This window comes from Bacillus sp. JH7, assembly GCF_001563515.1.
Taxonomy (GTDB): domain Bacteria; phylum Bacillota; class Bacilli; order Bacillales; family Bacillaceae_G; genus Bacillus_A; species Bacillus_A cereus.
Window position 1 is genome coordinate 624,253 of record NZ_LPUS01000001.1, and the last position, 18,032, is coordinate 642,284.

Here is an 18,032-nt window from a genome sequence, read left to right on the forward strand (position 1 = left end):
CGAGTATAGTGGGGAGAAGCCGATGAAAGAGGTATTAGAAGTTTTACCAAAAACGATGAAGTACTTAATTGAAGAATGTAAGCAATACGATGCTTTAGAGGAAATTCGTGTTCGAATTGGAAGGCCGCTAGAGTGTATTGCACACGGAAAGGTGTTTTTTTATGACTATATCACTACTGCAGAGGATGCTATTTACTTATTGAATAAGTTAAGTCAATTCTCAATTTATACGATGGAAGAGGAATTAAAACGTGGGTATGTGACGCTTCGCGGGGGGCATAGAATCGGGTTAGCAGGAAAAGTTATTACAGAAAAAAGCGCAGTGAAAATGATTCGTGATGTCTCTTCCTTTAATATTCGTATTGCTCGTCAAAAAATAGGGATTGCTGAACCGCTTTTGCCATATTTGTATGAAAAAAGGTGGTTAAACACGATGGTAATTGGCCCTCCCCAAACGGGTAAAACGACACTTTTAAGAGATGTAGCACGTTGCATGAGTCAAGGGGTAAGTGCTTCGGAAATTCCTTCCTGTAAAGTGGGGATCGTTGATGAACGGTCAGAAATTGCTGGTTGTGTGAAAGGGATCCCGCAATATGATTTTGGTACCCGAGTCGATGTGTTAGACGCATGTCCAAAGGCAGAAGGAATGATGATGATGATTCGTTCTATGAGTCCTGATATTTTGATCGTAGATGAAATTGGCCGTAAAGAAGATAGTGAAGCAATTATGGAGGCAGTGCATGCAGGTGTCCAGCTTTTTATAAGCGCACACGGATTTTCCTATGAGGATGTTGTGAGACGTCCATCGCTCAAGGCAGTGCTAGAGCTTGGTATATTTGATAGGTTTGTGGAGTTGTCAAAAGCGAGGGGTCCAGGAACGGTTATGCAGGTGAAAGATAAATATGGAAAACCAGTGTTATCAAATAGAAAGGCTGAGGGCGTATGGTGAAAATATTTGGTGCAGTGTTAATCGTTGCGGTCAGCACCTTTTTCGGGTTTTCGTATGCTAAAAGATACAGTGAGAGACCGAGGCAACTTAGGTTATTAAAATCAGCACTTCAATCATTAGAGGCAGAAATTATGTATGGACACACACCTTTATCTGAGGCTGCCGAGCGATTAGTTAAACAAATGCCAAAGCCATTAAATTGGATATTTCAAAGTTTCGCTAAAAAACTAGAAAGTGGAGAACAAACAGTAAGGGAAGCTTGGATAGATAGTTTGAAAGAGAATTGGAAGTTGACGGCTTTTCAACAAACCGAGTATGAAATACTGCAGCAATTTGGTGAAACGCTCGGGCAACATGATCGTGAATCACAACAAAAACATATTCGCTTATGTATTACACATTTGGAGAGAGAAGAAGAGGAAGCGAAAGCTTTACAACTGCAATACGAAAAAATGATTAAGAGCTTAGGGGTACTAGCAGGGCTACTTATTGTAATTTTACTGCTATAGGGGGGAGAAAGGCGATGTCCATTGATGTTGGATTAATATTTCAAATCGCCGGAATCGGCATTGTTTTAGCTTTCATTCATACTGTACTAAAAGAATTGAAGCGTGAGGATATTGCAAATTGGGTTATCCTTGTCGGTTTTGTCGTCATTTTATTTCATGTTGCATTTTTAATTAATACGCTATTCGACAAGATTAAAAGTGTCTTTCTCTTCCAGTAAAGGAGGCGGTTCGAATCGAAATTATACAAATTGTCGGATTAGGCCTCGTTGCTACGTTTTTAGCTGCTGTTTTGAACCAGCATAAATCTAGTATTACATCTTTATTTATTGTGTTCGTAGGTAGCGTGATGTTTCTTATTTTAATCGATCAAATTCATTCTATTTTACAAATGATTGAGAGAGTAGCGAGTGAAGCGAAAGTTAGCAACGTCTACGTGGAAACGTTACTAAAAATTATTGGAATTGCTTATATTGCCGAGTTTGGAGCTCAAATTACAAAAGATGCTGGTCAAGGTGCCATCGCTTCGAAAATTGAACTTGCTGGGAAAATCTTAATTCTCGTTATGGCAATTCCTATTTTGACGGTTGTAATTGAAACTATTCTCGGATTTTTACCGACGGGATAAGGGGGAGTGAATGTTGAGGAGGTTTGGAGCTAAGCTGCTATTTGCTTGCTTCCTTTTCTTTTCTTTACCGGTTGTTGTACAAGCTTCTCCTGTAGAAACAAACGTCGTTGATCAACAATTGGATAAGCTCGGAATTGAAGATGTGAAGCAATTTTGGGACGGGCTTGTTACAAAATATGGTGGCTATTTGCCAGAGAGTCAAAAAGGGAGTTTTATGGAGTTTGTAAAGGGAGAAAAAGAATTCTCTCTAAAAGAGTGGATGATAGGGTTATTAAAATATTTATTTCATGAGCTTGCAGCTAATGGAAAACTGCTTGGCACACTCATTATGCTCACAATCTTTAGTGCATTGTTGCAATCACTGCAATCCGCTTTTTCAAAAAGTAGTGTAAGTAAAATTGCTGATGCTGTTGTATATATGGTACTTATTATTTTTGCTTTAAATAGTTTTTATGTCGTTATGACATATGCAAGAGAAACGATACAAACAATGGTAGATTTCATATTAGCGCTATTGCCAATTTTATTGGCGCTTATAGCGACTGGTGGCGGGGTTGTATCTGTATCTTTCTTTCATCCGATTATCATTTTCTTAATGAATACAAGCGGGCTTCTTATGAATTATATCGTTCTACCGCTTTTATTACTGGCAACGATATTAAGTATTGTAAGTACAATGAGTGATCAATATAAAGTTACAAAATTGTCCAAGCTTCTGCAAAACGTTAGCGTTGGGATTATCGGTATCTTCTTAACGATTTTTTTAGGGGTATTATCTGTACAAGGAACAGCGACAGCCGTTGCTGATGGTATAGCTGTGAAAACTGCTAAATTTGTAACAGGAAACTTCATTCCAGTAGTTGGAAGGATGTTTACGGAAGCGGCAGATACTGTTATTAGCGCATCAGGATTATTGAAAAACACAGTCGGAATTATTGGGCTCGTCATTTTATGCTTAATTGTTGCTTTTCCTGCGATTCAAATTTTCTGTATTGCATTTATTTATAAATTCGCAGCAGCAGTATTACAACCGGTTGGCGGCGGAGCAATTATTCAATGTTTAGACATTATTGGAAGAAGCATCATTTACGTATTTGCTTGCTTAGCTATCGTATCATTTATGTTCTTTTTAAGTATTACAATTATTATTGCTGCGGGGAATATTACACTTATGATGCGGTAGGAGGTGAAGAGTATGCAATTTGTTACAGAGTGGATCAGAAATATTATCGTTTTTTTGCTCTTAGCGACAATGCTTCATCTTATTCTTCCAAATTCGAATTTGCAAAAATACGTTAAATTTGTTGTAAGTCTTTTGTTAGTCGTATTAATTTTAACACCCCTTTTTAAACTATTGCAGACAGATGTAAATGAAGTAATTGCAAATTTTAATGAAGAAAAGTACGTAGCAGAAGGATCTGTAAAAAATTCAATAGATTCGAAGAAAAAAGAAATACAAGCTCTAACACGTGCATATAGTTTAGAAGAGATGGCTACCAAAATGAAAAAAGAAGTAGGAAAAGAGTTTGAGAAAAAGTATGGTATGGCTGTCTCTGAAATACAAATAGTCGCAGCAGAAAATATAGAAGAAGTAAAGTCAGCGAAAGATATTCAATCTATTGTTGTGACGTTGAAAGAAAAAGAACGTAGTAAAAATGATGCAATCGAAACAGTAAAGCCAATTGAAATTAACACGAAAGAGCCTCCAAAAAAAGTGGAAGAAACGAATGGAGAAATGAAAGATTTCTTTTCAAGCAGGTGGCAACTAGAGGGTAAACAAATCCAAGTTCAAATGGAAGGGAGGACAGGTAGAGTAAATGGACAATAAAGATAAAAATTCGAAGTTCTCATTTTTTCGAAACTTATTGAATGGGGATCAAAAAGAAAGCAACGAGAAGGGTAAAAAGGTAACACCTAAGTTTTTACTTGTCCTACTCATACTTGGAATTTTGCTTATGTTTTCTAGTAGTCTCTTTTCAAGTAAAAAAGAAGAAGTACCTGTATTTAAAGAACAAAAAACTCAAAACCAAGAAAAAGACGTACCAACTTTCGGACAAAAAAGTAATGATAGTATGTCAAATGTAGAAAAATATGAAAAAGCGTATGAACAAGAATTAAAAACTGCTTTAGAAGAAATAGCAGGAGTAAAAGACGTAACGATTAAAGTGAATTTAGATTCATCTGAAGAAAAAATTTTAGAAAAAAATACAGTGAAACGCTCACAAACAACAGGTGAAACAGATAAAACAGGCGGTAAGAGAGAAGTAGAGGACGAGTCTCTTGATGAAAAGACTGTCATTATACGTGAAGGGGATAAAGAAACTCCTGTTGTTTTACGAACAGAGAAGCCGAAAGTACGTGGTGTTCTTGTCGTAGCAAAGGGAGTGGATAATATACAAGTTAAAGCAATGGTAAAAGAAGCTGTGATAAGGCTGCTAGATGTACCGGCCCATCGCGTTTCAGTTTCACCGAAAAATTGATAGGGAGGAAATAAAGTGTTAAAAAAACAAACAGTTTGGTTATTAACGATGTTAAGTTTAGTTGTTGTACTATCTGTGTATTACGTGACAACTCCTGACAAAATGAATACAGCATCGCCAGCAACAGGTGAAAAGATTGGACAAGAAAAACAAGGTACTGATAAAGCAGTAACAAACGAAGCGCCTAAAGAAACTCCGAAAAAAGAAAATACAAGCAAAGAAACAATAAATAAAGAAACAGACAAAAAAGAAAATGCAAAAAAAGAAACAAGTAAAAAAGAGGGCAATGTATCAGTTCAATCAAGTGATGAGAATTTCACAGCTTTACGTATGCAAATGGAAGATCAGCGTAGTGAACAAAAAGCAAAATTACAAGAAGTGATGAGTTCAACAAAAGCTTCAGCAACAGAAAAGAATAAAGCGAAAGAAAATTTTGATGCCATTACGACAATGGAAACGAAGCAAGAATTACTTGAGACAGTAATTAAATCTCAAGGAGGATATCCAGATGCTCTTGTAAGAGCTGATGGTACTGATATTAGAGTAACGGTTAAAGCGGCAAAACATTCACAGAAAGAAGCAAATAAAATTATTCAACTTGTAAGAAGTGAAGGCGGATCAAAAGATGTAGGTGTGAAATTTGATCCACCAGCGAAATAAGTGAAACCTTAATCCGTAGGGATTTCCCTACGGATTATTATCTTTTACTAAGCAAAGGGTATGCAAATAGTAAAATAGAGTATGTAAGTAAACGTGTGTATAGAAAAAAGCTATCATTTTCGATAGCTTTTTTCTATTTCGTCTTTGTAATTATTTTTACTATGTTCAACTCGGAATGGAGAAACACGTTGTGAGTAAAAGATTAATGGTTCATGGTACTGATGATTACTTTTTCCGGATTTGACGTGGATGCAAAGAACGCATGCCCAAACGATTACGGCAGGTAAAAAGAGAATGAGCCATATCATATTTCCACACCTCGACACAATATATTTTCTACACTTTGAACATACTATTCTTATATGAAGGAATGATGAATGGCGTGTAAACAAAAAAATAATATTTGGTAAAAATATGTTGTTGACTATAGATGTGGTGAAGAGTGGAGAGGGGATGGCATGTTTGCTGTGTAACGTTTTGAAAAAGTAGTGAATGTTTTTTAAGAAGTGGTCTTGCCAATTTCGTGTGAAACTTGGTATTATTACTAGGTATTAAATTTTTATTGGAATAATATTTTTACAGGAGTTTCGATTTATTATAAAGAAATATAAATTGGAATGTTTAAAAAATTTATCGTAAGATGGAAATAGTAAATATTTCTATTAGTTAATGAAATATATTTTCTAATAGAATACATCGTATTTTTACAGTCAATCTAGTTTTCGTGACGAGAATCTGTAAAAACGGGACAAACAAGAGTATGGGAGTGGATTTTACATGTTTAAAATTCAAGAAGTTCGCGAATTAATTAAATTAATTGATAGCTCTAATATTGATGAATTTGAATACAAAAAAGACGGTACAACAATCAAAATGAAAAAGCGTGGTAATGAAGTTGTTGCTGTGCAAGCACCTGCAGCAAAACAAGCTATGCAACCAGTAGCGCCTGTTGAAGTTGAAACGAAAGTAGCAGCAGCACAAGCAGAAGCGCCAAAACAAGAAGAGAAGAAGGTTGTTCAAAATGAAAACCTACATAAAATCACATCACCGATGGTAGGTACATTCTATTCTTCTTCTTCGCCTGATACACCTCCATATGTAAGTGTTGGGGATAGAGTATCGAAAGATTCTATCGTATGTATTGTCGAGGCTATGAAGTTATTTAACGAAATTGATGCTGATGTAGAGGGCGAAATTGTTGAAATTCTTGTTAATAACGGACAGCTTGTTGAGTATGGACAACCGCTATTTCTTGTAAAAGCGTAATAAGGGAGTCTTTGTGATGATAAAAAAAGTATTAATAGCCAATCGTGGGGAAATTGCTGTACGAATTATTCGTGCTTGTAAAGAAATGGATATTGAAACAGTTGCAATTTATTCAGAAGCAGATAAAGAGTCACTTCACGTACAGATTGCAGACGAGGCGTATTGTGTAGGACCAACGATTTCGAAAGAAAGCTATTTAAATTTGACAAACATTATTAGCGTTGCGAAGTTAACAGGCTGCGATGCTATTCATCCGGGATACGGATTTTTAGCAGAGAATGCAGATTTCGCAGAGTTATGCCGTGAATGTAACTTGATTTTTATCGGTCCAAGTCCAGAAGCTATTTCAAAGATGGGCACAAAAGACGTTGCTCGTGATACAATGAAAGAAGCAGGGGTTCCGATTGTACCAGGTTCACAAGGGATTATTAAAAATACCGAAGAAGCGATCGAGCTTGCTGATCAAATTGGATATCCAGTTATTATTAAAGCGACTGCAGGTGGCGGTGGAAAAGGTATTCGTGTTGCACGCCATGAAGAAGAGCTTATAAAAGGAATTCAAATTACACAGCAAGAAGCTAGTACCGCTTTTGGGAACCCTGGTGTATACTTAGAAAAGTACGTTGAAGATTTCCGCCATGTTGAGATTCAAATAATGGCAGATACACACGGAAATGCCATTCATTTAGGAGAGCGTGATTGTACAATTCAGCGCCGTTTGCAAAAACTATTAGAAGAAAGTCCATCACCTGCACTTGATGAAGATATTCGCAAGCAGATGGGTGAAGCGGCAGTTAAAGCGGCGGTAGCGGTTGATTATACAGGTGCTGGTACGGTTGAGTTTATTTATGAATATAAAACGAAAACCTTTTATTTCATGGAGATGAATACGAGAATTCAGGTTGAGCATCCGGTTACTGAAATGGTAACGGGAATGGACTTAATTAAAGAGCAAATTCTTGTTGCTTCAGGAGAAAAGTTATCGTTACAGCAAGAAGAAGTACAATTTAATGGTTGGGCAATTGAATGTCGAATTAATGCGGAAAACCCTGCCAAAAAATTTATGCCATCTCCAGGTAAAGTAGAAATGTACTTACCACCAGGAGGATTTGGTATTCGCGTCGATTCAGCTGTATATCCGGGATATTCAATCCCACCTTTCTATGATTCGATGGTTGCTAAATTAATTGTTCACGGAAAAACACGTGAAGAGGCAATTGCAAAAATGAAGCGCGCACTTAGTGAATTTGTCATTGAAGGCGTACATACAACAATCCCGTTCCATTTGCAATTGCTAGATCATCCTGATTTTGTAAAAGGTGAGTTTAATACGAAATTTTTGGAAGAGCATGAACTTGTGACGCAGTGATACATTAAAGGAGGTTTTTTTCATGGCTGAACATATGTTAGATATGGGTCAAGATACAACTCTTGGTAAAGTAGAAATTGCACCAGAAGTAATTGAAGTAATTGCAGGTATTGCAGCTGCTGAAGTAGAAGGTGTAGCGGCAATGCGCGGTAATTTTGCTACAGATGTTGTTGAGAAGTTAGGTAAGAAAAATCATGGTAAAGGTGTAAAGGTTGAATTAGCAAACGAAGATATTATCGTTGACCTTTATGTTGTAATGTATTTTGGTGTAGCAATTCCAGTTGTTGCACAAAAGATTCAAGACAATATTCGCCAAGCACTCTTTACAATGACAGGACTTGAGCCAAAAGAAGTGAATGTTCACATCGTTGGCGTAACATTCGAAACACAAAAAACAGAAATCGAACCAGTGTAAGAATGAAAAGGTGCCTAGTAACATAGGCATCTTTTTTATCGTTTCATTTCTTCACAAATTACAACCCTCTAATTATTATACTATTTCAAAAAATAAGAAATAAACAAGAAAATGTGTCGTTTTTCCAAAAAACGTACATTGTGATAAGATATGGAACTTGAAGTTAATCTTTTTATTATTTTTCAGCCTTGTAACCCGTGTGTGAAACGATAAATTGTGTTATTATCATTGTATTATAAGGTTGGAAAATCAATGAAAACTGTAAGAGTAAGTGAATTGACGGCTTATAAATTATAATAATATAACAAAGTATAAGGAAAGACTTGAAGCATAAAGGAGAGTTACAATGAAACGTAGGACGGCTAGAGAAAGAGCAATGCAAGCATTATACCAAATGGATATTACAGGTGAATTAGAACCGAAAGTAGCAGTGGAAAACACGCTGGATGAAGGCGAAGAAACAAATGAGTTTCTAGAGTCACTTGTAGTAGGTTTTGTAGAAAATAAAGAAGCAATCGATGAAGCGATTCGTCAAAACTTAAAAAAGTGGAAGCTTGAGCGTATTAGTATTGTTGATCGCAGTATTTTACGTGTAGCTGTGTATGAAATGAAGTACATGGAAGAAATTCCACACAACGTAACAATTAACGAAGCAATTGAAATTGCAAAAACATTTGGGGATGAGGAATCTCGTCGTTTTATTAACGGCGTTTTATCTAATATAAAAGATACACTGTAAATTCTTTAAGGGGGAATCTTAAAATGGTAGCAGTAATCATCAAAGGAAATGAAGTTGCGGAGAAAAAACGAGCACAATTAACAGAAGAAGTTGTGAAGTTGAAAGAGCAAGGTATTGTACCAGGATTAGCAGTTATTTTAGTTGGAGAAGATCCAGCATCTCGTTCTTATGTGAAAGGAAAAGAAAAAGGCTGTGAACAAGTAGGGATTTACTCAGAGCTAATTGAACTTCCTGAAACAATTACTGAGGAACGTTTGCTTGCTGAAATCGATCGCTTAAATGGAGATGACCGTATTAATGGCATATTAGTGCAATTACCTTTACCAAAACATATTGAAGAAAAAGCTATCATTGAAAGAATTTCACCAGAAAAGGATGTAGACGGATTTCACCCAATCAGCGTGGGACGTATGATGACGGGACAAGATACATTCCTTCCATGTACACCGCATGGTATTGTAGAATTAGTAAAAGAAACAAATCTTGATATTTCTGGAAAACATGTAGTAGTAATTGGAAGAAGTAATATTGTCGGTAAACCAGTGGGACAATTGTTTTTAAATGAAAATGCCACTGTAACATATTGTCATTCTAAGACGCAAAATATGAAAGAGTTATCGAAGTTAGCTGATATTTTAATCGTAGCTGTTGGACGACCTAAAATGATAACAGCGGATTATATTAAAGAAGGAGCGGTTGTAATTGACGTTGGTGTTAACCGTTTAGAAACAGGAAAACTTTGTGGTGATGTTGACTTTGACAATGTGTTAGATGTTGCGGGTTACATTACACCTGTGCCAAAGGGTGTTGGTCCAATGACAATCACAATGCTTCTTCATAATACTGTTGAATCTGCCAAACGTGCAGGTGTCGTTTGTAAATAATTTGAGTCGGCTATGAGGAGAGAGAAATGGAGAAGCAATATTTAACCGTTACAGCGTTAACACGCTATATAAAAACAAAAATAGAATATGATCCGCATTTGCAGTCTGTTTGGTTAAAAGGTGAAATTTCCAACTTTAAAAATCATAGCCGTGGCCACATGTATTTTACATTGAAAGATGAAAATGCAAGAATCGCAGCGGTTATGTTTGCGGGCCATAATCGTAATATTAAATTCAAACCTGAAAATGGGATGAAGGTACTCGTGAAAGGGAAAATCTCTGTTTACGAGGCGAGTGGTTCTTATCAAATTTATATTCAAGACATGCAGCCTGACGGAGTCGGGAATTTACATTTAGCGTACGAACAGTTAAAAGTTCGTTTAGAAGAAGAAGGACTTTTTTCTCAAGTTTATAAAAAAGCGATTCCTCCTTACGCTAAAACAATAGGTGTGATTACGTCGCCAACAGGAGCAGCGATTCGTGATATTATAACAACGATTAAACGTCGTTATCCAATTGGGAATGTTATTGTATTTCCGGTACTTGTACAAGGGGAGTCAGCGGCTCCCTCGATTGTACAAGCGATTCGTACAGCGAATGAAATGGGAGAGATAGATGTACTAATCGTTGGTCGTGGTGGAGGTTCTATTGAGGAATTATGGGCTTTCAATGAGGAAATGGTTGCAAGAGCAATCTTTAAGAGTGAAATTCCTATTATTTCGGCAGTAGGCCATGAAACGGATTTTACAATCGCAGATTTTGTTGCAGATTTACGCGCGCCAACACCGACTGCAGCAGCTGAGCTGGCAGCACCTAACATTATAGAGTTACAAGAAAAGGTATTACAAAGAACTCTGAGATTGCAAAGAGCAATGAGAGAGTTAGTACATAAAAAAGAAGAAAAACTACAAGTGTTGCAAAAATCGTATGCGTTCCGTTATCCAAGACAAGTATATGAGCAAAAGGAAGAGCAATTAGATAGAGCGCTAGAACAGCTTGTTTTAGCGAAAGAGCGCTATATTGATAAAAAGGTGAATCAGTTAAAGCAACTTTCATTTTATTTAGAGAAGCACCACCCATCTCAAAAAATTATGCAAACGAAGGTAGCTGTTGAAACGTTGCAAAAGCAATTACAACGTGAAATGCAAACGTTACTTCAAACGAAAGAATTTGCCTTTGTAAGAGCTGCTCAAAAACTTGAAGCGTTAAGTCCGCTTAAAGTAATGATGAGAGGGTACGGGCTTGTATATGATGAAGAGAAGCAAGTGTTAAAAAGTGTGAAAGATGTAAGCCTTGGAGATGCTGTTTCAGTTCAATTACAAGATGGAATACTAGATTGTAGCGTATCAGGCATAGAGGAGCGTGAATTGAATAATGGAAAATAAATTAAGCTTTGAAGAGGCAATTTCGCAACTTGAGCATCTTGTTTCTAAGCTAGAACAAGGTGACGTACCTTTAGAAGAAGCGATTTCTTATTTTAAAGAAGGTATGGAATTATCTAAGCTTTGTGATGAGAAGCTGAAGAATGTACAAGAACAAATGGCAGTTATTCTTGGGGAAGATGGAGAGCTTGAACCGTTTACTGCTTTAGGAGATGAAGCATAGTGACGATTGCTTTTGATACTTTTTTGAAAGAAAGTAAAACTTTCGTAGAAGAAAAACTTGTAAGCTATGCAAATGAATTACAATGTCCAAATGTACTTCGTGAAGCGATGGCATATTCTTTGGAAGCGGGTGGAAAACGTCTCCGCCCGTTACTTTTGTTTGCAACATTACAAGCGTTTGGGAAAGAAAGAAATCTTGGAGTAGGTGCAGCTTGTGCTCTTGAAATGATTCATACATATTCATTAGTTCATGATGATTTACCTTGTATGGATGATGATGATTTAAGAAGAGGAAAGCCCACAAATCACAAAGTATTTGGTGAAGCGATGGCAGTTTTAGCAGGAGATGGCTTATTGACGTATGCTTTTCAAGTTATTATGGCATATGAGCAAAAAGAAATTTCTGCCGAAAAAAAAGTAAGACTTGTACTTGAACTTGCAAAAGCAGCAGGACCAGAAGGAATGGTTGGCGGACAAGTGGCAGATATGGAAGCTGAAGGGAAACGCCTTACGATTGATGAATTGGAGTACATCCATAAACATAAGACCGGAAAACTGCTTGAATTTGCTGTACTTGCGGGTGCGATACTTTCTGATGCGACAGAAGAGCAAGAAGAAAAGTTGCTTACGTTTGCCAAATATATCGGTCTAGCTTTCCAAATTCGAGATGATATTTTAGATGTCGAAGGAACTGAAGAAGAGATTGGAAAACCGATTGGTAGCGATCTTTCTAATGAAAAGAGCACATATACAACGTTGTTTACTGTAGATAGAGCAAAAGATATTTTAGAAGAAACAATTGCAGAAGCAAAAGGTGCGATTAGTTCCTTGCAATTACAAGATGAATATTTACTATCTATTTGTGATTTGATTGCAAAACGTAATAACTAATATAACAGCGTTTTCATTTGTTGAGTCATTCATCATTTTATGATATAAATGTAGGAAAAGGTTTTTCTTTTCTTGTTATTGGCAAAAATATATGTAGATTACATTGCCGTTATCACTTCGTGTTAGCGGCTATTTTTTTCATCGCCTAAAGAAATATGGTTTATAATAGGATTAGGGCGCAATAGACTGGTTAATAGCGGGACAAGACGAAAAATAGAAAAGAGAATTTCTTGTTTTGTGTAAATGTTTTTTATAATATTTGACATGTTGACAGATTATGAAATGAAAGTGAGTGATCCATGTGGATCTAACGCAAATTCAAAACCCTAGTTTTTTGAAAGATATGTCTATCAGTGAACTAGAGGGATTGAGTGAGGATATTCGTAAGTTTTTAATTGAAGAGCTCTCTCAAACAGGTGGACATATTGCACCTAATTTAGGTGTAGTAGAACTCACAATTGCTCTGCACAAATTATTTGATAGCCCGCAAGATAAATTTTTATGGGATGTAGGACATCAATCCTATGTACATAAAATTTTAACTGGACGTGCGAAAGAGTTTGGTACATTAAGGCAATATCAAGGTCTATGTGGTTTCCCGAAACGTTGCGAGAGTGAGCACGATGTATGGGAAACTGGTCATAGCTCGACTTCGTTATCGGCTGCAATGGGAATGGCTCTGGCACGTGATTTAAAGAAAACGAAAGAATATGTTATACCAATTATTGGAGATGGTGCTTTAACAGGCGGAATGGCTTTAGAGGCATTGAACCATATTGGACATGAAAAAACAGACATGATTGTTATTTTGAATGATAATGAAATGTCAATTGCACCAAACGTTGGTGCGCTTCATAATGTGCTCGGTCGTTTACGTACCGCAGGAAAATATCACTGGGTAAAAGATGAATTAGAGTATATATTAAAGAAAATCCCAGCAGTTGGCGGGAAAGTGGCTGCGACAGCAGAGAAAATAAAAGATAGTCTTAAATATTTACTAGTATCTGGTGTCTTTTTCGAAGAGTTAGGCTTTACATATTTAGGTCCAGTCGATGGGCATGATTATGAAAAGTTATTCGAAACGTTGCAATATGCAAAGAAAACAAAAGGCCCAGTGCTTGTTCACGTTATTACGAAAAAAGGAAAAGGTTATAAACCGGCTGAGAGTGACGTTATTGGAACTTGGCATGGAACAGGACCTTATAAAATTGAATCAGGTGACTTCGTTAAGCCGAAAGAAGTTGCACCAGCATGGAGTGCTGTTGTTAGTGAAACAGTACTTAAGCTAGCGAGAGCGGATGAGCGTATCGTAGCAATTACACCTGCAATGCCTGTTGGATCAAAACTTGAGAAATTCCAAAAAGAATTCCCAGATCGTATGATTGATGTAGGTATTGCAGAACAGCATGCTACAACAATGGCAGCAGGTATGGCAACGCAAGGAATGAAGCCATTCTTAGCGATTTATTCAACATTTTTACAAAGAGCATATGACCAAGTTGTTCATGATATATGCCGCCAAAATTTAAATGTTTTCATCGGAATAGATCGCTCGGGATTAGTAGGAGCAGATGGTGAAACGCATCAAGGCGTATTTGATATCTCATTCTTACGTCACTTGCCGAATATGGTGCTTATGATGCCGAAAGATGAAAATGAAGGGCAACATTTAGTTTATACGGCGATGCAATATGAAGATGGACCAATCGCATTGCGTTATGCTCGCGGTAATGGACTTGGCGTTCATATGGATAAAGAATTAAAGGCGATTCCAATCGGTACGTGGGAGACGTTAAAAGAGGGTACACAAGCAGCTATTTTAACGTTTGGTACGACAATACCAATGGCAATGGAAGCAGCTGAGCGTCTTGAAAAAGCTGGGGTTTCAGTGAAAGTAGTGAATGCTCGCTTTATTAAACCAATGGATGAAGCATATTTACATGATCTTCTAGGAAAGAATATACCGATTTTAACGATTGAAGAAGCTTGTTTAATCGGTGGTTTTGGAACAGGGGTAGTTGAATTTGCATCTGAAAATGGTTACCATAGTGCATTAGTTGAACGAATGGGTATTCCAGACCGCTTCATAGAGCACGGAAGTGTAACAAAATTATTAGAAGAAATTGGTTTAACGACAGATGCTGTTGTAGACCGTATTCATACAATGATTCCATCAAAACAAAAAAGGGCGTAACAAATGAGCGTAAAAAAAGAAAGAGTAGATGTACTATTAGTAGAGCGAGGACTTATAGAAACGCGTGAGAAAGCAAAGCGCGCCATTATGGCCGGACTCGTATATGCAAATGAGATGAGACTTGATAAGCCAGGAGAGAAAATCTCGCAAGATACTGAGATTACGGTGAAGGGACAAGTTATGCCGTATGTAAGTCGTGGTGGTTATAAACTTGAAAAGGCATTAGAGACATTTCATCTTGATTTACAAGATAAAGTTATGATAGATATTGGTTCATCAACTGGTGGCTTTACAGATTGCGCGCTTCAAAATGGAGCGAAATTATCTTATGCATTAGATGTAGGATACAATCAACTAGCGTGGAAATTACGTCAAGATGAGCGTGTTGTTGTAATGGAACGAACAAACTTCCGTTACGTGACACCAGCAGACTTAGAACGTGGTTTACCTCAATTTGCAAGTATTGATGTTTCATTTATATCATTAAAGCTTATACTGCCAGTTTTAAAAACAATGCTTATGCCTAACGGAGACGTAGCAGCGTTAATTAAACCGCAGTTTGAAGCTGGAAGAGAGCAAGTTGGGAAAAAAGGTATCGTTCGTGATAGAAAAGTACATGAAGCTGTTGTAGAAATGATTGTCGAGTTTGCTTTAAAAGAAGGCTATGATGTGGAAGGTTTAACATTCTCACCAATTACGGGTGGGGATGGTAATATTGAATTTTTAATTCATCTGAAATGGCATGGTGAACGTGAGAATGGCGAAAATCATTCTCCGATTTCTATAGAGCAAGTTGTTACAGAAGCGCATGACGTTCTAAAACAAAAAGGGAAAGGGGAATAACATATGTTGTTCCTCTTTTTGCTGTAATTGTATAATGATTGTAAAAACAATTGTGTACAAGAAACGAATTATAAGTTAACATAAATAAGTGAAGTATACCAATGTTTAAACTATGGTAAGAGATAGTGTGAGGTGCAAATGTATGAATAAAGGTCAGCGCCATATTAAAATCAGGGAAATTATTGCAAACAAAGAAATTGAAACACAAGATGAATTAGTTGATATTTTACGTAATGAGGGATTTAATGTAACGCAAGCAACAGTATCGCGCGATATTAAAGAACTGCACTTAGTGAAGGTGCCATTACATGATGGGCGCTATAAATATAGCTTGCCAGCAGATCAACGATTTAACCCGTTACAAAAATTAAAACGAAATCTAGTGGATTCATTTGTAAAATTAGACACGGCAGGACATATGCTTGTGCTAAAAACATTGCCTGGTAACGCTCATTCACTTGGAGCACTTATTGATCATTTAGAGTGGGATGAGATCATCGGAACCATCTGTGGTGATGATACTTGCTTAATTATTTGCCGTACACCTGACGATACAGGTGTTGTCTCTGATCGTTTCTTAAATATGTTGTAACAAAAAATCTTGTTTGCTTTCCATCGTAAAGTGGAAAGTGAACAAGATATTTTTATTGGTTAAAAATATGAATTTTCAATTGTAATATAATATTTTGTTTGCATAAAGTTAAAAAATAGATGGATTGACCCGTAAAACAAATGTTTGGTACAATGAAGCGGGTTAGAAGAGTATATACATACAAATATATAGCATGATTATTTGAATGAAGAACTGAGAAAATCCTTTAGTAAGGGATTATTTTATAACGAGGTGAATGGGGCATTGTTATCGGAATTATCGATTAGAAACTTTGCTATTATTGAAGCATTAAATATTTCTTTTCAAAAAGGTTTAACGGTTTTAAGCGGTGAAACAGGGGCCGGAAAATCGATTATTATTGATGCAATTAGTTTACTTGTAGGTGGCCGTGGGTCAGCAGAATTTGTTCGATATGGAACAGAAAAGGCTGAGATTGAAGGGCTATTTTATGTTGAAGATGAGAAGCATCCATGTATTGAAAAGGCAGAAGAGTTAGATATAGAAATAGAAGATGGTATGATTATTTTAAAGCGTGATATTGCTGCGAACGGGAAGAGTGTATGTCGTGTAAATGGGAAGCTTGTTACACTTAGCATATTAAAAGAAATTGGGAAAACACTTGTTGATATTCATGGACAACACGAAACGCAAGATTTAATGAATGAAGAACGACATCTGTTTATGCTTGATCACTTTGATGGTGATCGAATCGTTAAACAATTAGACATATATCAAAACGTATACGCTGACTATGAAAAATTAAAAAAACAATTGAAATCGTTAAGTGAAAATGAGCAACAAATGGCACATCGCTTAGATTTAATTCAATTTCAGCACGAGGAAATTCGCAAGGCGGATTTAAAGATGGATGAAGAAAATGAATTAACTGAGGAACGATTGCAAATTTCTAATTTTGAAAAGATTTATAAAGCGTTAGGTGATGCATATCGTTCTTTAAGTGCCGACGGACAAGGATTAGATAATGTAAGAAGTGCAATGGGGCAAATGGAAAGTATTACACATTTAGATGAAGTGTATCAAGAGAATCATGATTCAATTGCAAATAGCTATTACTTATTAGAAGAGGTTGCCTATCAACTGAGGGAAAAGCTCGATATGATGGAATATGATCCAAATCGTTTAGATGAAATTGAAACACGTTTGAATGAAATTCGTATGCTAAAGAGAAAATATGGAAATAATGTAGAAGAGATTTTAGCGTATGCTGATAAAATTGAACAGGAAATTTTTACGATTGAAAATAAAGACGTTCATATTGAAACGACGAAGAAACAGTTGAAGGAATTAGAAAGTGTTATTATGAAAGAAGCAACGTTGTTAAGTAATATGCGTCATGAGCTTGCAGAACACCTTACAAATGCAATTCATCAGGAATTAAAAGAATTATATATGGAAAAAACGAAATTTGAAGTGAGAATTATGAAGAGAGAAGGAAATGCAGAAGAGCCCCTTGTGGAAGGTGCGCCGGTAAGACTTACGGCGGATGGTTACGATCATGTGGAATTTTATATTTCAACGAACCCAGGAGAGCCGCTAAAACCACTTTCAAAGGTTGCTTCTGGCGGAGAGTTATCTCGTATCATTTTAGCTTTAAAAAGCATTTTTTCTAAGCATCAAGGGGTTGCATCTGTTATTTTTGATGAAGTGGATACGGGTGTAAGTGGCCGGGTCGCACAGGCTATTGCGGAAAAAATTTATCGAGTATCAGTAAACTCGCAAGTACTTTGTATTACGCACTTACCTCAAGTAGCTTCAATGGCGGATTCACATTTATTTATTCGAAAACAAGTAGCGAATGATCGGACAATTACATCAGTGACTGTTTTAACTATGGAGGATAAAGTAACAGAAATAGCTCGAATGATTTCTGGTGTGGAAATCACAGATTTAACGACAGAGCATGCGAAAGAATTACTTACGCAAGCGCATCATTTTAAACAGACAGCAGAGGCTATCCAGTAATGGATAGC

21 protein-coding genes are annotated in these 18,032 nt (G+C 36.6%); 20 read left to right on the plus strand and 1 reads right to left on the minus strand.

The window, feature by feature from the left end; all coding sequences use genetic code 11:
* The first annotated feature begins 22 nt into the window (after nucleotides 1–22).
* The 8 genes from spoIIIAA to AU379_RS03425 are packed head-to-tail and all read left to right on the plus strand — an operon-like array spanning nucleotide 23 to nucleotide 5,223.
* Complete coding sequence (gene spoIIIAA / locus AU379_RS03390) at nucleotides 23–949, plus strand: stage III sporulation protein AA (RefSeq protein ID WP_000665905.1); 927 nt, start codon at nucleotides 23–25, stop codon at nucleotides 947–949.
* Nucleotides 943–1,458 carry a stage III sporulation protein SpoIIIAB gene (gene spoIIIAB, locus AU379_RS03395; RefSeq protein WP_000238702.1) on the plus strand — a complete coding sequence of 172 codons (516 nt, stop codon included), beginning with the start codon at nucleotides 943–945 and terminating at the stop codon, nucleotides 1,456–1,458. Before spoIIIAA ends, spoIIIAB begins: the two co-directional genes overlap by 7 nt.
* Before the next feature lie 14 nt (nucleotides 1,459–1,472).
* Nucleotides 1,473–1,676: a stage III sporulation protein AC gene (spoIIIAC, locus tag AU379_RS03400; RefSeq protein ID WP_000020914.1), complete on the plus strand. Its 204-nt coding sequence runs from the start codon at nucleotides 1,473–1,475 to the stop codon at nucleotides 1,674–1,676.
* A gap of 23 nt (nucleotides 1,677–1,699) precedes the next feature.
* Entirely contained in the window at nucleotides 1,700–2,083 is a 384-nt protein-coding gene (gene spoIIIAD / locus AU379_RS03405; protein ID WP_077393170.1) for a stage III sporulation protein AD, read from the plus strand.
* Between the two features lie 10 nt (nucleotides 2,084–2,093).
* Nucleotides 2,094–3,266 (plus strand): stage III sporulation protein AE, encoded by a 1,173-nt coding sequence (gene spoIIIAE, locus AU379_RS03410; protein WP_000946110.1) that lies wholly within the window; start codon nucleotides 2,094–2,096, stop codon nucleotides 3,264–3,266.
* Between the two features lie 12 nt (nucleotides 3,267–3,278).
* Entirely contained in the window at nucleotides 3,279–3,911 is a 633-nt protein-coding gene (spoIIIAF, locus tag AU379_RS03415) for a stage III sporulation protein AF (protein ID WP_061138959.1), read from the plus strand.
* Nucleotides 3,901–4,563 carry a stage III sporulation protein AG gene (gene spoIIIAG, locus AU379_RS03420; RefSeq protein WP_000368890.1) on the plus strand — a complete coding sequence of 221 codons (663 nt, stop codon included), beginning with the start codon at nucleotides 3,901–3,903 and terminating at the stop codon, nucleotides 4,561–4,563. The genes spoIIIAF and spoIIIAG overlap by 11 nt, the downstream gene beginning before the upstream one ends.
* Nucleotides 4,564–4,578: 15 nt before the next feature.
* Nucleotides 4,579–5,223, plus strand: a complete 645-nt coding sequence (locus AU379_RS03425) for a SpoIIIAH-like family protein (protein WP_000914705.1) — start codon at nucleotides 4,579–4,581, stop codon at nucleotides 5,221–5,223.
* A 113-nt stretch (nucleotides 5,224–5,336) separates the two neighbouring features.
* On the opposite strand, the gene AU379_RS28350 is transcribed toward AU379_RS03425, so the two are convergent.
* Nucleotides 5,337–5,531, minus strand: a complete 195-nt coding sequence (locus AU379_RS28350; RefSeq protein WP_002000935.1) for a hypothetical protein — start codon at nucleotides 5,529–5,531, stop codon at nucleotides 5,337–5,339.
* A 469-nt stretch (nucleotides 5,532–6,000) separates the two neighbouring features.
* On the opposite strand from AU379_RS28350, the gene accB reads away from it, so the two are divergent.
* The 12 genes from accB to recN all read left to right on the plus strand — a co-directional run bounded on the left by accB (nucleotide 6,001) and on the right by recN (nucleotide 18,024).
* A complete protein-coding gene (accB, locus tag AU379_RS03430) occupies nucleotides 6,001–6,489 on the plus strand; it encodes an acetyl-CoA carboxylase biotin carboxyl carrier protein (protein WP_000472861.1) in 489 nt (162 codons plus the stop codon).
* A 16-nt stretch (nucleotides 6,490–6,505) separates the two neighbouring features.
* Nucleotides 6,506–7,858, plus strand: a complete 1,353-nt coding sequence (gene accC / locus AU379_RS03435) for an acetyl-CoA carboxylase biotin carboxylase subunit (RefSeq protein ID WP_061138960.1) — start codon at nucleotides 6,506–6,508, stop codon at nucleotides 7,856–7,858.
* A gap of 22 nt (nucleotides 7,859–7,880) precedes the next feature.
* Entirely contained in the window at nucleotides 7,881–8,273 is a 393-nt protein-coding gene (locus AU379_RS03440) for an Asp23/Gls24 family envelope stress response protein (RefSeq protein WP_000807630.1), read from the plus strand.
* A gap of 346 nt (nucleotides 8,274–8,619) precedes the next feature.
* Nucleotides 8,620–9,012, plus strand: coding sequence for a N utilization substance protein NusB (gene nusB / locus AU379_RS03445; RefSeq protein ID WP_000830247.1), 393 nt, complete (start codon nucleotides 8,620–8,622; stop codon nucleotides 9,010–9,012).
* Nucleotides 9,013–9,035: 23 nt separating this feature from the next.
* Nucleotides 9,036–9,896: a bifunctional methylenetetrahydrofolate dehydrogenase/methenyltetrahydrofolate cyclohydrolase FolD gene (gene folD / locus AU379_RS03450; RefSeq protein WP_000226732.1), complete on the plus strand. Its 861-nt coding sequence runs from the start codon at nucleotides 9,036–9,038 to the stop codon at nucleotides 9,894–9,896.
* 26 nt (nucleotides 9,897–9,922) lie between these two features.
* Nucleotides 9,923–11,281 (plus strand): exodeoxyribonuclease VII large subunit, encoded by a 1,359-nt coding sequence (gene xseA, locus AU379_RS03455; RefSeq protein ID WP_000415249.1) that lies wholly within the window; start codon nucleotides 9,923–9,925, stop codon nucleotides 11,279–11,281.
* On the plus strand, nucleotides 11,271–11,501 hold the full coding sequence (gene xseB, locus AU379_RS03460; RefSeq protein WP_000428423.1) for an exodeoxyribonuclease VII small subunit: 231 nt from the start codon (nucleotides 11,271–11,273) through the stop codon (nucleotides 11,499–11,501). The genes xseA and xseB overlap by 11 nt, the downstream gene beginning before the upstream one ends.
* Nucleotides 11,501–12,391: a (2E,6E)-farnesyl diphosphate synthase gene (gene ispA / locus AU379_RS03465; protein ID WP_000150374.1), complete on the plus strand. Its 891-nt coding sequence runs from the start codon at nucleotides 11,501–11,503 to the stop codon at nucleotides 12,389–12,391. The genes xseB and ispA overlap by 1 nt, the downstream gene beginning before the upstream one ends.
* Nucleotides 12,392–12,692: 301 nt before the next feature.
* Nucleotides 12,693–14,585, plus strand: a complete 1,893-nt coding sequence (gene dxs / locus AU379_RS03470; RefSeq protein ID WP_000366454.1) for a 1-deoxy-D-xylulose-5-phosphate synthase — start codon at nucleotides 12,693–12,695, stop codon at nucleotides 14,583–14,585.
* Between the two features lie 3 nt (nucleotides 14,586–14,588).
* Nucleotides 14,589–15,428 carry a TlyA family RNA methyltransferase gene (locus AU379_RS03475; protein WP_000111874.1) on the plus strand — a complete coding sequence of 280 codons (840 nt, stop codon included), beginning with the start codon at nucleotides 14,589–14,591 and terminating at the stop codon, nucleotides 15,426–15,428.
* Nucleotides 15,429–15,570: 142 nt separating this feature from the next.
* The gene (argR, locus tag AU379_RS03480; RefSeq protein ID WP_001032580.1) at nucleotides 15,571–16,020 is read left to right on the plus strand and encodes an arginine repressor ArgR; all 450 of its coding nucleotides are present in this window, start codon (nucleotides 15,571–15,573) and stop codon (nucleotides 16,018–16,020) included.
* A gap of 264 nt (nucleotides 16,021–16,284) precedes the next feature.
* On the plus strand, nucleotides 16,285–18,024 hold the full coding sequence (recN, locus tag AU379_RS03485; protein ID WP_000947765.1) for a DNA repair protein RecN: 1,740 nt from the start codon (nucleotides 16,285–16,287) through the stop codon (nucleotides 18,022–18,024).
* Nucleotides 18,025–18,032 lie beyond the last annotated feature (8 nt).

Excerpts from the sequence above, each read along its gene's own strand:
- xseA (WP_000415249.1), top strand. The coding sequence starts at position 9,923 with ATGGAGAAGCAATATTTAACCGTTACAGCGTTAACACGCTATATAAAA.
- spoIIIAC (WP_000020914.1), top strand. The coding sequence starts at position 1,473 with ATGTCCATTGATGTTGGATTAATATTTCAAATCGCCGGAATCGGCATT.
- accC (WP_061138960.1), top strand. The coding sequence starts at position 6,506 with ATGATAAAAAAAGTATTAATAGCCAATCGTGGGGAAATTGCTGTACGA.
- nusB (WP_000830247.1), top strand. The coding sequence starts at position 8,620 with ATGAAACGTAGGACGGCTAGAGAAAGAGCAATGCAAGCATTATACCAA.
- AU379_RS03440 (WP_000807630.1), top strand. The coding sequence starts at position 7,881 with ATGGCTGAACATATGTTAGATATGGGTCAAGATACAACTCTTGGTAAA.
- spoIIIAA (WP_000665905.1), top strand. The coding sequence starts at position 23 with ATGAAAGAGGTATTAGAAGTTTTACCAAAAACGATGAAGTACTTAATT.
- spoIIIAB (WP_000238702.1), top strand. The coding sequence starts at position 943 with ATGGTGAAAATATTTGGTGCAGTGTTAATCGTTGCGGTCAGCACCTTT.
- spoIIIAE (WP_000946110.1), top strand. The coding sequence starts at position 2,094 with ATGTTGAGGAGGTTTGGAGCTAAGCTGCTATTTGCTTGCTTCCTTTTC.
- spoIIIAG (WP_000368890.1), top strand. The coding sequence starts at position 3,901 with ATGGACAATAAAGATAAAAATTCGAAGTTCTCATTTTTTCGAAACTTA.
- AU379_RS28350 (WP_002000935.1), bottom strand. The coding sequence starts at position 5,531 with ATGATATGGCTCATTCTCTTTTTACCTGCCGTAATCGTTTGGGCATGC.
- spoIIIAF (WP_061138959.1), top strand. The coding sequence starts at position 3,279 with ATGCAATTTGTTACAGAGTGGATCAGAAATATTATCGTTTTTTTGCTC.
- xseB (WP_000428423.1), top strand. The coding sequence starts at position 11,271 with ATGGAAAATAAATTAAGCTTTGAAGAGGCAATTTCGCAACTTGAGCAT.
- accB (WP_000472861.1), top strand. The coding sequence starts at position 6,001 with ATGTTTAAAATTCAAGAAGTTCGCGAATTAATTAAATTAATTGATAGC.
- folD (WP_000226732.1), top strand. The coding sequence starts at position 9,036 with ATGGTAGCAGTAATCATCAAAGGAAATGAAGTTGCGGAGAAAAAACGA.
- argR (WP_001032580.1), top strand. The coding sequence starts at position 15,571 with ATGAATAAAGGTCAGCGCCATATTAAAATCAGGGAAATTATTGCAAAC.
- AU379_RS03475 (WP_000111874.1), top strand. The coding sequence starts at position 14,589 with ATGAGCGTAAAAAAAGAAAGAGTAGATGTACTATTAGTAGAGCGAGGA.